Annotated in this window: 13 protein-coding genes; 11 read left to right on the top strand and 2 right to left on the bottom strand. The window is 63.2% G+C overall.

The features are described from left to right. Together INQ47_RS07885 and ydcS are read right to left on the bottom strand one after the other, a co-directional pair. Positions 1–1,032 (bottom strand): ABC transporter ATP-binding protein, encoded by a 1,032-nt coding sequence (locus INQ47_RS07885; RefSeq protein WP_392460526.1) that lies wholly within the window; start codon positions 1,030–1,032, stop codon positions 1–3. Positions 1,033–1,179: 147 nt separating this feature from the next. After that, positions 1,180–2,331, bottom strand: a complete 1,152-nt coding sequence (gene ydcS, locus INQ47_RS07880; protein WP_404701459.1) for a putative ABC transporter substrate-binding protein YdcS — start codon at positions 2,329–2,331, stop codon at positions 1,180–1,182. Between the two features lie 216 nt (positions 2,332–2,547). Here ydcS and INQ47_RS07875 point away from each other — a divergent pair, with 216 nt between their 5' ends. The 11 genes from INQ47_RS07875 (at position 2,548) to INQ47_RS07825 (ending at position 15,590) form a co-directional block, all read left to right on the top strand. Next, positions 2,548–3,231 carry a tellurite resistance TerB family protein gene (locus INQ47_RS07875; RefSeq protein ID WP_404701458.1) on the top strand — a complete coding sequence of 228 codons (684 nt, stop codon included), beginning with the start codon at positions 2,548–2,550 and terminating at the stop codon, positions 3,229–3,231. Positions 3,232–3,431: 200 nt separating this feature from the next. After that, positions 3,432–5,054 (top strand): methyl-accepting chemotaxis protein, encoded by a 1,623-nt coding sequence (locus INQ47_RS07870; protein WP_404701457.1) that lies wholly within the window; start codon positions 3,432–3,434, stop codon positions 5,052–5,054. A gap of 5 nt (positions 5,055–5,059) precedes the next feature. After that, on the top strand, positions 5,060–5,566 hold the full coding sequence (locus tag INQ47_RS07865) for a chemotaxis protein CheW (protein ID WP_209963883.1): 507 nt from the start codon (positions 5,060–5,062) through the stop codon (positions 5,564–5,566). Beyond that, on the top strand, positions 5,563–6,837 hold the full coding sequence (locus INQ47_RS07860; RefSeq protein ID WP_404701456.1) for a CheR family methyltransferase: 1,275 nt from the start codon (positions 5,563–5,565) through the stop codon (positions 6,835–6,837). The genes INQ47_RS07865 and INQ47_RS07860 overlap by 4 nt, the downstream gene beginning before the upstream one ends. Continuing rightward, a complete protein-coding gene (locus tag INQ47_RS07855) occupies positions 6,834–7,499 on the top strand; it encodes a chemotaxis protein CheW (RefSeq protein WP_404701455.1) in 666 nt (221 codons plus the stop codon). Before INQ47_RS07860 ends, INQ47_RS07855 begins: the two co-directional genes overlap by 4 nt. Continuing rightward, complete coding sequence (locus INQ47_RS07850) at positions 7,496–9,793, top strand: hybrid sensor histidine kinase/response regulator (protein ID WP_404701454.1); 2,298 nt, start codon at positions 7,496–7,498, stop codon at positions 9,791–9,793. Before INQ47_RS07855 ends, INQ47_RS07850 begins: the two co-directional genes overlap by 4 nt. Continuing rightward, positions 9,790–10,803: a Wsp signal transduction system protein-glutamate methylesterase WspF gene (gene wspF, locus INQ47_RS07845; RefSeq protein WP_404701453.1), complete on the top strand. Its 1,014-nt coding sequence runs from the start codon at positions 9,790–9,792 to the stop codon at positions 10,801–10,803. The genes INQ47_RS07850 and wspF overlap by 4 nt, the downstream gene beginning before the upstream one ends. Positions 10,804–10,854: 51 nt before the next feature. After that, the gene (gene wspR / locus INQ47_RS07840) at positions 10,855–11,859 is read left to right on the top strand and encodes a Wsp signal transduction system regulator diguanylate cyclase WspR (RefSeq protein WP_404701452.1); all 1,005 of its coding nucleotides are present in this window, start codon (positions 10,855–10,857) and stop codon (positions 11,857–11,859) included. 144 nt (positions 11,860–12,003) lie between these two features. After that, positions 12,004–13,099, top strand: a protein-coding gene (gene prfB, locus INQ47_RS07835) for a peptide chain release factor 2 (protein ID WP_061405587.1) whose coding sequence is annotated in 2 segments (ribosomal slippage) — positions 12,004–12,075 and positions 12,077–13,099 — 1,095 coding nt in all. Because the reading frame shifts where the segments join, the coding sequence is not laid out codon by codon here. A 93-nt stretch (positions 13,100–13,192) separates the two neighbouring features. Continuing rightward, positions 13,193–14,695 carry a lysine--tRNA ligase gene (gene lysS, locus INQ47_RS07830; RefSeq protein WP_028698371.1) on the top strand — a complete coding sequence of 501 codons (1,503 nt, stop codon included), beginning with the start codon at positions 13,193–13,195 and terminating at the stop codon, positions 14,693–14,695. 190 nt (positions 14,696–14,885) lie between these two features. After that, positions 14,886–15,590 (top strand): TetR/AcrR family transcriptional regulator, encoded by a 705-nt coding sequence (locus INQ47_RS07825; protein WP_003252210.1) that lies wholly within the window; start codon positions 14,886–14,888, stop codon positions 15,588–15,590. Positions 15,591–15,617 lie beyond the last annotated feature (27 nt).

Raw genomic sequence — 15,617 nt, 5'->3', positions numbered from 1 at the left:
TCAGCGGTCCTCGGTTTCCTGCAGCACCGTCATGGCCTCGCGGGGCCAGTGCGCCTGCAGCCGTTGCCCGGGCTGCCAGGCCTGCACCTGCTTCTGCCAGCGGTCATTGGCCTGGCTGACTGCCAGCAGTTGGCCGTTGTCCAGCTGCAGTTCGTAGCGTGTGGCGCTGCCTTGGTACTGGACATCACGCAGCACGCCGCTGACCTGTACCTCATGGCTGGTCACTACCGGGTCGCCCAGGCGAATGTGCTCGGGGCGGATGGAGAAGGGCGCAAGGCTGCCGTTGAGCTGCATGGCCAGCTCGCCACGCACCACGTTGGACGTGCCGACGAATTCAGCGACGAAGGTTGTGCTGGGCTTCATGTACAGGTTGCGCGGGGTGTCGACCTGTTCGATACGACCGCGGTTGAACACCGCGACCCGGTCGGACATCGACAGCGCTTCGGTCTGGTCGTGGGTGACGAAGATGAAGGTGATGCCCAGTTGGCGTTGCAGCTTTTTCAGCTCGCCTTGCATCTGTTCGCGCAATTTCAGGTCCAGCGCGCCCAGTGGCTCATCCAGCAGCAGCACCCGCGGCCGGTTGACCAACGCCCGGGCCAGGGCCACGCGCTGACGCTGGCCGCCAGACAGCTGTGCCGGTTTGCGCGCGCCATAGCCAGCCAGGGCCACCATGGCCAGGGCTTCTTCGGCGCGGCTGTGGCGTTCGGCCTTGCCCACGCCTTTTACCTTCAGGCCATAGGCGATGTTGTCCAGCACGTTCATGTGCGGGAACAGCGCATAGTCCTGAAACACAGTGTTGACGTCACGTTGGTAGGGCGGCATGCCAGCAGCCTCGACCCCTTGGATGCGGATCGACCCGCTGGAGGGTTGCTCGAAGCCCGCGATCAGGCGCAGGCAGGTGGTCTTGCCTGAGCCGGAAGGGCCGAGCATGGAAAAGAACTCGCCATCGATGATGTCGATGCTGACCTGGTCGACGGCCTTGACCTCGCCGAAGGTGCGGGAAACCTGTGTGAACTGGACGGCTAGGGGCATGCTGGGCTCCGGACAACAATGGTTCTCCTGTGCCGGCCTCTTCGCGGGTGAACCCGCTCCTACAGGACGCGCCACCCTTACAGGCGGTGAAGAACCTGTGGGAGCGGGCTTGCCCGGGAAAAGGCCGGTACAGGCATTCAGGCAACCTCAGCGACCACCCATGATCGCAATGTAGTCCTGGGTCCAGCGGCTGTAAGGCACGAACTTGCCCCCTTGGGCCTGCGGTGTTTTCCAGAAGGCAATCTTGTCGAAGTTGTCGAAGCCGTTGGTCTTGCAGCCCTCGGCCCCCAGCAGCTCGCTGGCGGTGCACGCCGCCGGCACAGCCGGCAACGAGCCGAACCAGGCTGCCACATCGCCTTGCACCTTTGGTTTCAACGACCAGTCCATCCATTTGTAGGCGCAATTGGGGTGCTTGGCCTCGGCGTGCAGCATGGTGGTGTCGGCCCAGCCGGTCGCGCCCTCCTTGGGGATGGTCGAGGCCACTGGCTGGTTCTCGGCCTTGAGGCCATTGACCATGTAGCCCCAGGAGCTGGAGGCAACCACGCCTTCATTTTTCACATCGCTCATCTGGACCGTGGCGTCATGCCAATAGCGGTGGATCAGCGGTTGTTGCTGGCGCAGCAGTTCCAGCACGGCCTTGTATTGTGCCTCGTTCAGTTCGTACGGGTCCTTGATGCCCAGTTCGGGCTTGGCCGACTTGAGGTACAGCGCTGCATCGGCGATGTAGATCGGCCCGTCATAGGCTTGCACGCGGCCCTTGTTCGGCTTGCCGTCGGGCAGGTTCTGCGGCTCGAACACCACGCTCCAACTGGTCGGTGCCTGCTTGAAGGTGTTGGTGTTGTACAGCAGCACGTTTGGCCCCCACTGGTACGGCGTGCCGTACACCTGCTTGTCGACCACATACCAGCCACCGTTCTGCAGGCGCGGGTCGATGGTCTTCCAGTTGGAGATCAGGGCGGTGTTGATCGGCTGTACACGCTTGCCTGCGATCAGCCGCAACGATGCATCGCCCGAGGCGGTGACCAGGTCATAGCCGCCCTTGGTCATCAGGCTGACCATCTCGTCCGAGGTGGCGGCCGTTTTCACACTGACCTTGCAGCCGGTTTCCTTTTCGAAACCGGTCACCCAGTCGTAGGCCTTGTCGCTTTCACCGCGTTCGATGTAGCCGGGCCAGGCGACGATGTCCAGGCGCCCCTCGCCGGCCCCCAGGGCCTTGGGCGGTTCGGCGGCCTGCAGGCTGGCGCTGGCCAGCATGGCGCAGGTGGTGGCGCCGAGCAATGCGGTCTTGTGCACTGACATGGTGTTCCCTCTTCTTGGCGATCTTGTTCGGGCAGTCATGAGGCAAGCAGTGAAGCAATCGTTATAAGCGTAGTGCGTGGGTGCGAGGTATTGGCGATATCGAGTCTAGTTGGCTTTTTGCCAGCTAATGCAACATCCGGAAGCAAATCCCTGCATGGCGTGTGCTTCGCCAAGCCTTACTCTGGCGTTTGAATCTTCTTACGTGGAGACACGCGAATGAACACCCGCGGCTTGCTTGATCAACTCCTCAAATCCGGCCAGCAATTGCTTGAGAAGCAGGGGGGCGCGAGCAAGTCTGGCAGCGCGTCAGGCGGGCTTGGCGGGTTATTGTCCGGAGCAGGAGGCGGCCTTTTGGGGGGCGGCGCTCTGGGCCTGTTGCTGGGTAGCAAGAAGGCCCGCAAGTACGGTGGCAAAGCCCTGACTTACGGTGGCCTCGCCGCGTTGGGGGTGCTGGCCTATAAAGCTTATGGCAACTGGCAGGCAAACCAGCGTGTGGCCGCAGCCGAGCCTCAAACCATCGACCGCTTGCCGCCGGCCCAGGCCGAGCAGCACAGCCAGGCGGTACTCCGCGCTTTGGTGGCGGCGGCCAAGTCCGATGGGCATATCGACGAGCGCGAGCGGGCGCTGATCGAAGGCGAGTTCACGCGTCTGGACAGCGACCGCGAATTGCAGCATTGGCTGCATGCCGAGTTGAACAAGCCGCTGGACCCGGCCGAAGTGGCCCGCGCAGCGCAAACGCCGGAGATGGCTGCCGAGATGTACCTGGCCAGCGTGATGATGGTCGATGAGGAAAACTTCATGGAGCGTGCCTACCTGGACGAGTTGGCACGCCAGCTGCAGCTGGACCCGGGCTTGCGTCAGGAGCTGGAAAGCCAGGTACGGCAAGCGGTGGCTCAGTAATACGCCTGTCGGGGAATATTCAGCGCCTGTGAGACCGAGCGTCGCGTGGGCGGCGCTCGATCTCACAGGCGCTGAATATGTTGCGTCATGCACATGGTGGCTTTTACCTCATACCCCGCACTTCACCCGCAAAAGCATAAGGCGCCTAGGCTATACTTCGGCGATTTTTCCCGCTCGTTGTGAATTCCTGAGGGCTGAATGTGAAGAACTGGACCTTGCGCCAACGGATCCTGGCAAGTTTCGCCGTGATCATCGCCATCATGCTGCTGATGATCGTGGCCGCCTACTCGCGGTTGGTGACTATCGAAACCGCCGAAGAGGCGGTGGGGACCGATAGCATTCCCGGCGTCTACTACAGCTCGATGATCCGCAGCGCCTGGGTCGACAGCTACGTCACCAGCCAGCAGTTGGTGGGCCTGTCGAACCATCGTGAAATTACTTCGGCCGACCTGGAACTGTTCAGAAACTTCGATAACCGGCTGAAGCAATTCATGGCCAGCTACCAGACCACCATTCAGGACAGGGACGACCAGGCCCGATTTGACAGCTTCGTGCAACTGGAAGAAAACTACCTCAAGATCGTCAACCAGGTGCTGGATGCGTACGGTCAGCACAACTACGACGAAGCCCAACGGCTGATCACCGAGGTCCTCACCCCGGCCTGGATGGAGGGGCGCGAGCACCTGAATGACGTGATCGAGAATAATCGGGCCTCTGCCGGTGCCGCCACCAACGAGATCGTCAATGCCGTCAATACGGCCAAGGGCAGCATGTTGGTTTCGCTGTTGCTGGCAATCGTCGCTGCCGGCATCTGCGGCCTGCTGCTGATGCGCGCTATCACGGCGCCCATGCAGCGTATTGTGCATGCCCTCGATAAACTGCGCTCGGGTGATCTGAGCATGCGCCTGAGCCTGGACCGCAAGGACGAATTCGGCGCCATTGAAAGCGGCTTCAACGAAATGGCTGAGGCACTGGCCAACCTGGTGGCCCAGGCCCAACGCTCGTCGGTGCAGGTGACCACTTCGGTCACCGAAATTGCCGCCACGTCCAAGCAGCAGCAGGCTACCGCCACCGAAACGGCCGCCACCACCACCGAAATTGGCGCCACCTCGCGGGAAATCGCCGCCACTTCGCGGGACCTGGTGCGCACCATGACCGAAGTGACTACGGCTGCTGATCAGGCATCCAGCCTGGCAGGCTCCGGGCAGCAGGGCCTGGCACGCATGGAAGAGACCATGCACCAGGTGATGGGCGCTGCCGACCTGGTCAATGCCAAGCTCGGTATCCTCAACGAGAAAGCCAGCAACATCACCCAGATGGTGGTAACCATCGTCAAGGTTGCCGACCAGACCAATCTGCTGTCGCTCAACGCCGCCATCGAAGCGGAAAAGGCCGGCGAATATGGTCGCGGCTTTGCCGTGGTCGCTACCGAAGTGCGCCGCCTGGCCGACCAGACCGCCGTGGCCACCTACGACATCGAGCAGATGGTGCGCGAGATCCAGTCGGCAGTGTCGGCCGGTGTCATGGGGATGGACAAGTTCTCCGAAGAAGTGCGCCGCGGCATGTTCGAGGTGCAGCAGGTGGGCGAACAACTCAGCCAGATCATTCACCAGGTGCAGGCCTTGGCGCCGCGCGTATTGATGGTCAACGAAGGCATGCAGGCCCAGGCCACCGGTGCCGAGCAGATCAACCAGGCGCTGGCCCAGCTCAGCGATGCCAGCACCCAGACTGTCGAGTCATTGCGCCAGGCCAGCTATGCCATCGATGAGCTGAGCCAGGTGGCCGCGGGCCTGCGTGGCGGCGTGTCGCGTTTCAAAGTCTGACCGCGATGAACGACTTGCAACTGCGCAGCGCGGGGGCGGAGAACACCAAAGGGGTGTTGTACCTGCAGTTTCGCATCAGAGAGCAGCGGTTTGCCCTGAGCGTGCACGAGGTGGTCGAAGTGCTGCCCCGTCAGCCGCTCAAGCCGATCGCCCAGGCTCCCGCCTGGGTCGCGGGTATCCTCGCCCATCGTGGCCAACTGGTACCGGTAATCGACCTTGCCGCACTGAGCTTCGGCCAGCCGGCGGTGCAACGCACCAGCACCCGCTTGGTGCTGGTGCGCTACCGAGGCAGCCTGCAGCTGGGCCTGATCCTGGAGCAGGCCACCGAAACCCTGCGTTGTCAACCCGACGAGTTCCAGCCCTATGGGGTGGACACAGGCGAAGCGCCTTATCTGGGCCCAGTGCGCGAGGATGCCCAGGGCCTGCTGCAGCGCATCGAAGTCAATGACCTGCTGCCCGACACCGTGCACGCATTGCTGTACACGCAATACCCGACAGGGATGCCCACATGAACGAACAGCGTTTCTTCCGCTTCTTGCGCGAGCGTATTGGCCTGGACGTGGAGTCGGTGGGGGCGCCCATGGTCGAACGCGCGCTGCGTCAACGTTGCGTGGCTGCGGGCGCGATGGACCTGGACGATTACTGGCTGCGCCTGCAGCAGTCGGCAGATGAGCAACAGGCGCTGATCGAAGCTGTGATCGTCCCGGAAACCTGGTTTTTCCGTTACCCCGAATCCTTCACTGCGCTGGCCAGCCTGGCCCATAAGCGGCTTGCTCAACTGGCTGGCGCGCGCCCGCTGCGATTACTCAGCCTGCCATGTTCTACCGGCGAGGAGCCTTATTCGCTGGCCATGGCCTTGTTTGACGCCGGGATGGGGCCAGGGGCATTCCTTGTCGATGGAATGGACATCAGCCCCAGCTCGGTAGCCAAGGCCGGGCAGGCGGTATATGGGCGCAATGCGTTCCGGGGTAGCGAACTGGGCTTTCGCGAGCGTTACTTCGATGCTCAGGGCGAAGGCCACCGCCTGCATGAACGGGTACGCCAGCAAGTCAGCCTGCGGGTGGGCAATGTGCTTGACCCGGCGCTGGCCAGCCGCGATGGCCTGTATGACTTCGTGTTCTGTCGCAATCTGTTGATCTATTTCGACGTACCGACCCAACAGCGTGTGTTCGAAGTGCTCAAGCGCTTGCTGCATCCGCAGGGTGTGCTGTTCATCGGCCCGGCCGAAGGCAGCTTGTTGGCTCGCATGGGCATGCGTCCATTGGGGATCGCCCAGTCGTTTGCCTATGTGCGTCACGAAGGCGACAGCGCCCCCTTGGTGGCGGCACCCGCGCAACCCGCCAAGCGTACGTTCACGAGTTTGCCGGCACCGGTTTTTTCGCAGCCCAGTGTGCCGTTGCCTCGTCCGCTGCGTGTACTGCCGGTGGCGGCCAGGCCAGCGCCAGCCCGCGAGCACAAGCACGAGGGGGCCAGCGAGTTGCTGGCCGGCATTGCCCGGCTGGCCAATGCCGGCGCCAGCGAGCAGGCCCGTAGCGAATGCCAGCGCTACCTGAGCCAGTACCCGCCGTCGGCACAGGTGTACTACTGGCTGGGTTTGCTCAGTGATACCGATGGCGATGCGCAGCAGGCGCTGAGCCACTATCGCAAGGCCCTGTACCTGGAGCCACAGCACCCTGAGGCGCTGGTGCACCTGGCCGCCTTGCTGGCGGCCCAGGGTGACCTGGCCGGCGCTCGGCGCCTTCAGGCGCGCGCGGCGCGGGCTGGCCGGGAGTCTGAACGATGAACAGTGAATCCGCGATGCAGTTGCTCGCCGAAGATGACGCGCACATCGACGACTGCTGGAACCGCATTGGCGTGCGCGGCGACAAGCAGTGCCCACTGCTGGAACGGCACGTTCATTGCCGCAATTGCGAGGTGTATGCCGCTGCGGCCACGCGTTTGCTCGATCGCTATACGCTGATGCAGGGCCACCAGGCTGCAGCGGTGCAGCCGGACGAGGAAAGCACCGGCCATTCCATGCTGCTGTTCCGTCTGGGCGAAGAATGGCTTGCACTGGCTACCGCCTGCTTGGTCGAGATCGCCCCGTTGCAGGCGGTGCATTCATTGCCGCACCAGCGCTCGCGGCTGCTGCATGGGGTTGCCAATGTGCGCGGCGCGTTGGTGCCGTGCCTGTCACTGGCTGACTTGCTCGGGGTGCAGGCCGGCGCCACCGAGCCACGTAGCGCCCGGGCGATGCCACGTATGCTGATTCTGGCTGCCGAAGGTGGGCCGGTGGTGATGGCCGTCGAGGAAATCGACGGTATTCACCGGCTCGATCCGCAACTGCTGGGCAGTGGCCGGGACGCCACACGCTTCACCGCCGCAGTCCTGCAGTGGCGTGGCCGCAGCGTGCGGGTTCTGGACGATCAACACTTAATGTCTGCCGTGCAGCGGAGCCTGTCATGACCCCAGAGCAAATGCGCGACGCATCGTTGCTCGAACTGTTCAGCCTGGAAGCCGAGGCGCAGACCCAAGTGCTCAGCGCTGGCCTGATGGCACTGGAGCGCAACCCCACCCAGGCCGACCAGCTTGAAGCATGCATGCGCGCTGCGCACTCGCTGAAGGGGGCAGCGCGTATTGTCGGGGTGGATGCTGGTGTCAGTGTCGCCCACGTCATGGAGGATTGCCTGGTAGCGGCCCAGGAAGGCCGACTGCGACTGACCGCCGAGCATATTGACGCGCTGTTGCAAGGTACCGACCTGCTGATGCGTATTGCCACACCCGGTGATGCCGTGGCGCAGGCAACCTTGCCGGTGTTTCTTGCGCAAATGGCCAGCCTGCTCGACTCGGGCGCTTCTGCCATGCCTGTCGTGCCGCTGGCTGCATCCGCGCCGCCGGAGCCGCCGCAGGCAACTCTGCTGCCTGCGCCCGTGGTAATGCCAGTCGAACCGCCGGAACCAGAGCCCGAACCAGTCCTGCGGCGCAAGGCTGGCAAGCGCGCTGGCGAAGGTGCCGAGCGGGTACTGCGTGTCACCGCCGACCGCCTCAATAGCCTGCTTGACCTGTCCAGCAAGTCGCTGGTGGAAACCCAGCGGCTCAAACCGTACCTGGCTACCCTGCAGCGTCTCAAACGCATGCACGGCCAAGGCATGCAGGCGCTTGACGGCTTGCGCATGCAACTGGAAGACAGTGGTCAGAGCAGCGAGGTGCTCGAGGCCTTGGCACAGACCCAGCGCCTGCTGGCAGAGACCCAGCAGATTTTGCAGCAGCAGGCGGCCGACCTGGATGAGTTCGGCTGGCAGGCCAGCCAGCGTGCACAGTTGTTGTATGACACCGCCCTGGCCTGCCGGATGCGGCCGTTTGCCGACGTGTTGACCGGGCAAAGCCGCATGGTCCGCGACCTGGGCCGTTCGCTGGGCAAACCGGTGCGGCTGGTGGTGGAAGGGGAGAAGACCCAGGTCGACCGCGATGTGCTGGAAAAGCTCGAAGCACCGCTGACCCACCTGTTGCGCAATGCTGTCGACCACGGCATCGAATTGCCCGAGCGGCGCCTGCTGGCAGGCAAGCCGGACGAGGGGGTGATCCGACTGCGGGCTTCGCACCAAGCGGGCATGCTCAGCCTGGAGCTGATCGACGATGGCGCCGGTATCGACCTGGAGCGCCTGCGCAGCAGCATCGTCGAGCGCGCCCTGTCGCCTGCTGATACGGTGGCGCGGATGAGTGAGGCGGAGCTGCTGACGTTCCTGTTCCTGCCCGGTTTCAGCCTGCGTGACAAGGTTACCGAAGTGTCCGGGCGCGGTGTGGGGCTGGATGCGGTGCAGCACTTGATCCGCGAGCTGCGCGGCTCGATCGAGTTGACTCAGGCGGCAGGGCAGGGCTGTCGCTTCCATCTGCAGGTGCCGCTGACCCTGTCGGTCGTTCGCAGCCTGGTGGTCGAGGTGGGCGGTGAGGCTTACGCCTTCCCGCTGGCGCATATCGAGCGCACGCTGGAAGTGACCGCCGAACAGATCGTGCAGATCGAGGGGCGCCAGCACTTCTGGCACGAAGGCCGGCATATCGGCCTGGTGGCGGCCAGCCAACTGCTCAATCGCCCGGCCGGGCAAAGTGACGAAGCCAGCCTGCGGGTGGTGGTGATTCGTGAGCGCGAGCAGCTGTACGGCGTGGCCGTGGAGCGGTTGGTGGGGGAGCGGGTGCTGGTCGTGATGCCACTCGACCCACGCCTGGGGAAGGTGCAGGACATTTCCTCAGGCGCCTTGCTCGATGATGGTTCGGTGGTCCTGATTGTCGATGTCGAAGACTTGCTACGCTCAGTGGAAAAACTGCTCAGCACTGGCAGCCTGGAGCGTATCGAACGCGGCAGCAGCGGAGCCCGTGGTGTGGTCCGCAAGCGCATCCTGGTGGTCGACGACTCGCTGACCGTGCGCGAACTGCAGCGCAAGCTGCTGGGCAACCGTGGCTACGACGTGGCGGTGGCGGTGGATGGCATGGACGGCTGGAACGCCCTGCGCAGCGAGGACTTCGACCTGTTGATCACCGACATCGACATGCCGCGCATGGACGGTATCGAGCTGGTTACCCTGGTGCGTCGCGACCAGCGCCTGCAGTCATTGCCGGTGATGGTGGTGTCCTATAAGGACCGTGAGGAAGACCGACGGCGTGGCCTGGACGCCGGCGCCGACTACTATTTGGCAAAGGCCAGTTTCCACGACGATGCGTTGCTGGATGCTGTGGTGGAGCTGATCGGGGGTGCTCAGGGATGAAGATCGCCATCGTCAATGACATGCCCCTGGCCGTCGAAGCGTTGCGCCGTGCGGTCGCCCTGGAGCCCGCACACCAGGTCGTGTGGGTGGCCAGCAACGGTGCCGAGGCGGTGCAACGCTGCACCGAGCTGTTGCCGGACCTGATACTCATGGACCTGATCATGCCGGTGATGGATGGTGTCGAGGCGACCCGGCGGATCATGGCCGAAACCCCGTGTGCCATTGTCATCGTCACGGTCGACCGTAAACAGAACGTGCACCGGGTGTTCGAGGCCATGGGCCATGGCGCCCTCGACGTGGTCGATACCCCTGCGCTGGGCGCTGGCGATGCCCGCGAAGCGGCGGCGCCATTGCTGCGCAAGATCCTCAATATCGGCTGGCTGGTCGGCCAGCAGCGTGCACCTGCCGCAAGGTCGGTGGCGGCACCGCTGCGCGAGGCGTCCCAGCGCCGCGGGTTGGTGGCAATCGGGTCTTCGGCAGGTGGCCCAGCAGCACTCGAAGTGTTGCTCAAGGGCTTGCCGGCAGCGTTTCCAGCGGCCATCGTGCTGGTCCAGCATGTGGATCAGGTGTTTGCCGCAGGCATGGCCGAATGGCTCAGCAGCGCAGCAGGCCTGCCGGTGCGACTGGCCCGTGAAGGCGAACCGCCGCGGCCAGGCCAGGTACTCCTGGCCGGTACCAACCACCACATTCGCCTGCTACAGAGCGGACAACTGGCCTACACTGCCGAGCCTGTGAATGAAATCTACCGGCCCTCGATCGATGTGTTCTTCGAGAGCGTTGCACGTTACTGGAATGGCGATGCAGTGGGCGTGCTGCTCACCGGCATGGGCCGCGACGGTGCCCAGGGCCTGAAGCTGATGCGTCAGCAGGGCTTTCTGACCATCGCCCAGGACCAGGCCAGCAGCGCGGTTTACGGCATGCCCAAGGCTGCTGCGGCTATTGATGCCGCCGTGGAAATTCGCCCGCTGGAACGCATAGCAGGGCGCCTGACTGAATTTTTCGCAAAATGACGAAATGTATTGAATCACGCCGCCAGGCCGGTAGTGATCGGGTGAACAATGATGAATGATTTACCGATCGAAGGTTTCGCGACCACCAACGAGAACTCGGCGATGGTGCTGCTGGTCGACGATCAGGCCATGATCGGCGAAGCGGTGCGGCGTGGCTTGGCCAATGAAGACAACATCGACTTCCACTTCTGTGCCGACCCGCACCAGGCGGTGGCCCAGGCCATGCGCATCAAGCCCACGGTCATTCTTCAGGACCTGATCATGCCAGGCCTGGACGGCTTGACCCTGGTGCGCGAGTACCGCAACAACCCGGTGACCCAGGACATACCGATCATCGTCCTGTCGACCAAGGAAGACCCGTTGGTCAAGAGCGCGGCATTTGCCGCCGGGGCCAACGATTACCTGGTCAAGCTGCCTGACACCATCGAACTGGTGGCACGCATCCGCTACCACTCGCGTTCCTACCTGACCCTGCTGCAGCGCGACGAGGCCTACCGTGCCCTGCGCGTCAGCCAGCAGCAGTTGCTGGATTCCAACCTGATGCTGCAGCGGCTGATGAACTCCGATGGCCTGACCGGGCTGTCCAACCGTCGCCACTTCGATGAATACCTGGAGCTGGAATGGCGCCGGGCGATGCGTGAACAGCAGCAGCTGTCGTTGCTGATGATCGACGTGGACTACTTCAAAGTCTACAACGACAGCTTTGGTCATCTGGCCGGTGACGAGGCCTTGCGCCAGGTGGCCGAAGCCATCCGTAGCTCGTGCTCGCGGCCGACCGACCTGCCGGCGCGCTATGGCGGCGAAGAGTTCGCCCTGGTGCTGCCCAACACCTCGCCAGGCGGGGCACGGCTGGTGGCCGAAAAGCTGCGCCAGACCGTGCTGGGCCTGGGCATCCCGCATACTGCGCCGACGGCTGATGCATTTTTGACCGTAAGCATCGGCCTGGCCACCCAGACGCCTGCTATCGGCAGCCACTGCCGGCAGCTGATTTCGGCGGCCGACAAAGGTCTTTACCTGGCCAAGAACGGTGGGCGTAACCAAGTCGGCACCGCCTAAGCACTTGGAGACGGCGCGGCCGCTCTCACATGAGACCGCGCAGGTTGCCCTAAATACATACGACCGCCCGGCGGGTCTGCCGCCATGCTGCGGACTCGGTTATACTCGCGGGCTTTTCACCGAATTCGCGCGAGTAGGCAGCCCATGGAAATCCAACCGATCCTGAACACCATCAAGGACCTCACCGAACGTTCCCAGTCAATTCGGGGGTATCTTTGACTACGATCACAAGCATGACCGCCTGATCGAAGTCAACCGCGAGCTGGAAGACCCCAACGTCTGGAACAAGCCTGAGTACGCCCAGGCACTGGGCCGCGAGCGTGCCATGCTGGCCCAGGTCGTCGAGACCCTGGACAAGCTGTCCAACGGCCTGGGTGACTGCCAGGACCTGCTCGACATGGCCGTCGAAGAAAATGACGAAGGCGCCGTCGGCGACGTCGTGACCGAGCTGGAAAGCCTGGAAGAAAACCTGGCCCAGCTTGAGTTCCGTCGCATGTTCAGCGGCGAGATGGACATGAACAACGCCTACCTGGATATCCAGGCCGGCTCCGGTGGTACCGAAGCACAGGACTGGGCCAACATCCTGCTGCGCATGTACCTGCGCTGGGCCGACAAGCGTGGTTTCGACGCCACCATCATCGAGCTTTCCGAAGGTGAAGTGGCCGGCATCAAGGGTGCCACCGTGCACATCAAGGGCGAGTACGCCTTTGGCTGGCTGCGCACCGAAATCGGCGTGCACCGCCTGGTGCGCAAGAGCCCGTTCGACTCCGGCGCCCGTCGCCACACGTCGTTCTCGGCGGTGTTCGTATCGCCCGAGATCGACGACAAGGTCGAAATCGAGATCAATCCGTCCGACCTGCGCATCGACACCTACCGCTCCTCCGGTGCCGGTGGTCAGCACGTGAACACCACCGACTCGGCGGTCCGTATCACCCACGTGCCGACCAACACCGTGGTGGCTTGCCAGAACGAACGTTCCCAGCACGCCAACAAGGACACCGCCATGAAAATGTTGCGGGCCAAGTTGTACGAGCTGGAAATGCAGAAGCGCAACGCCGCCTCGCAGGCGCTGGAAGACAGCAAGTCGGACATCGGCTGGGGCCACCAGATTCGCTCCTACGTACTGGATGACTCGCGCATCAAGGACCTGCGTACCGGTGTCGAGCGTAGCGACTGCCAGAAAGTCCTGGACGGCGACCTCGACCAGTATCTGGAAGCGAGCCTCAAGCAGGGCCTGTGATTAGCACCCCCATGCCGCGCTACCTGGCCAGCCGCCGGTAGCGCGTGCCCTGCCCGGAACGGGCAACGAATACCTGATGGAAAGAATGACGACATGAGCGACCTGAAGACCGAATCGCAAGACCTGCAACAGGAAGAAAACGCCCTGATCGCCCTGCGCAAGGAAAAACTTGCCGCCGAGCGTGCCAAGGGCAATGCCTTCCCCAACGACTTCCGTCGCGACAGCTACTGCAACGACCTGCAGAAGCAATACGCGGACAAGACCAAGGAAGAGCTGGAAGCAGCCGCGATCCCGGTCAAGGTCGCCGGCCGCATCATGCTCAACCGTGGTTCGTTCATGGTTATCCAGGACATGACTGGCCGTATTCAGGTCTACGTCAACCGCAAGACCCTGCCGGAAGAAACCCTGGCCGCCGTCAAGACCTGGGACCTGGGCGACATCATCAGCGCCGAAGGCACCCTGGCCCGTTCCGGCAAGGGCGACCTGTACGTCGAAATGACCAACGTGCGCCTGCTGACCAAGTCGCTGCGCCCGCTGCCTGACAAGCACCATGGACTGACCGACACCGAGCAGCGCTACCGCCAGCGCTACGTCGACCTGATGGTCAACGAAGAAACCCGCCACACCTTCCGTGTGCGTTCGCAGGTGATTTCGCACATCCGCAAGTTCCTCATCGAGCGTGACTTCCTTGAAGTCGAAACGCCGATGCTGCAGACCATCCCGGGCGGTGCGGCAGCCAAGCCGTTCGAAACCCACCACAACGCCCTGGACATGGCCATGTTCCTGCGTATCGCGCCGGAGCTGTACCTCAAGCGCCTGGTCGTGGGTGGCTTCGAAAAAGTGTTCGAGATCAACCGTAACTTCCGTAACGAAGGCGTTTCGACTCGTCACAACCCTGAATTCACCATGCTCGAGTTCTACCAGGCATACGCTGACTACCGCGACAACATGGACCTCACCGAGGAACTGTTCCGCGAGCTGGCGCAACTGGTACTGGGCTCCACCGACGTGCCGTACGGCGACAAGGTATTCCACTTCGGCGAGCCGTTCGTGCGCCTGTCGGTGTTCGACTCGATCCTCAAGTACAACCCGGAGCTGACCGCTGCCGATCTGCAGGATGTTGACCGCGCCCGCGAGATCGCCAGGAAGGCCGGCGCCAAGGTGCTGGGCCATGAAGGCCTGGGCAAGCTGCAGGTGATGATTTTCGAAGAGCTGGTCGAGCACAAGCTGGAACAGCCGCACTTCATTACCGAGTACCCGTTCGAAGTGTCGCCGCTGGCCCGTCGCAACGACGAGAACCCGGCCGTTACCGATCGTTTCGAGCTGTTCATCGGTGGCCGCGAAATCGCCAACGCCTACTCCGAGCTCAACGATGCCGAAGATCAGGCCGAGCGCTTCCTGGCCCAGGTGGCCGAGAAGGACGCGGGTGACGATGAAGCCATGCACTATGACGCCGACTTCGTTCGTGCGCTGGAGTACGGCATGCCGCCGACCGCCGGTGAAGGCATCGGCATCGACCGCCTGGTGATGCTGCTGACCAACTCGCCATCGATCCGCGACGTCATCCTGTTCCCGCACATGCGTCCGCAGGCTTGAGTGAGCTGAACGAGCCGCCTTTCGAGGCGGCTTTTTCTTGCCTGAAGCTTTATGTTGTCAGGGCTGGCCCCTTCGCGGGTGAACCCGCTCCTACAAAGGCCTCAGCAGGCCCTTGTAGGAGCGGGTTTACCCGCGAAGAGGCCGGTACTGACGAAACACTGCCCATGAGGTATCCCCCGTGACACCCGCCATGCCTGACCAAGGCGCCGCCGGCATCGCCACCGCCGTCGCCGAAAGCGTGCAATACCAAGGCCGCAAGACTGCCCGCCAAGGCAGCGAACAGCGTCGCCAGTTGATTCTCGATGCCGCCATGCGCATTGTCGTGCGCGATGGCGTGCGCGGTGTGCGCCACCGGGCAGTGGCCGCCGAGGCCGGCGTGCCATTGTCGGCCACCACCTACTATTTCAAGGACATCGAGGACCTGCTCACCGATACCTTTGCCCAGTACGTCGAGCGCAGTGCGGCCTACATGGCCAAGCTGTGGGCCAACACCGAGGTGGTGTTGCGCCAGTTGCTGGCGCAGGGCGATGGCAGCCCGCAGGCCCGGGCGCGGCTGGCTGACGAGGTGGCGCGCATGACCGCCGACTACGTTCAGCGGCAATTGCTGAACCGCCGTGATTTCCTGATGGCCGAGCAGGCCTTCCGCCAGGAAGCATTGCTGTGCCCGCGACTGGCCGAGCTGGTGTGCGCTCATGAGCAGATCCTGCTGCACGGCACCCGGCAATTGCTGCAGGTCGTGGGCTCGCGGCAGCCGGAGCAGGATGCACAGATGTTGACGGCGATTATCGAGCAGTTGGAATATCAAGGCCTGCTCAAGCAAGCGAATGCGCAAGCCGATGGGCAGATGCTCGCTATGCTTACCCGATACCTGCAACTGGTGCTGGCATCGGCCTGAGGCGAGAACGACCTTTTCAAGGAGAAC

This window comes from Pseudomonas sp. 3HC3, assembly GCF_044904505.1.
Lineage (GTDB): Bacteria > Pseudomonadota > Gammaproteobacteria > Pseudomonadales > Pseudomonadaceae > Aquipseudomonas > Aquipseudomonas putida_Y.
The sequence above is the reverse complement of the archived record's forward strand: the minus strand, read 5'-3'. Positions and strand labels throughout refer to the sequence as shown.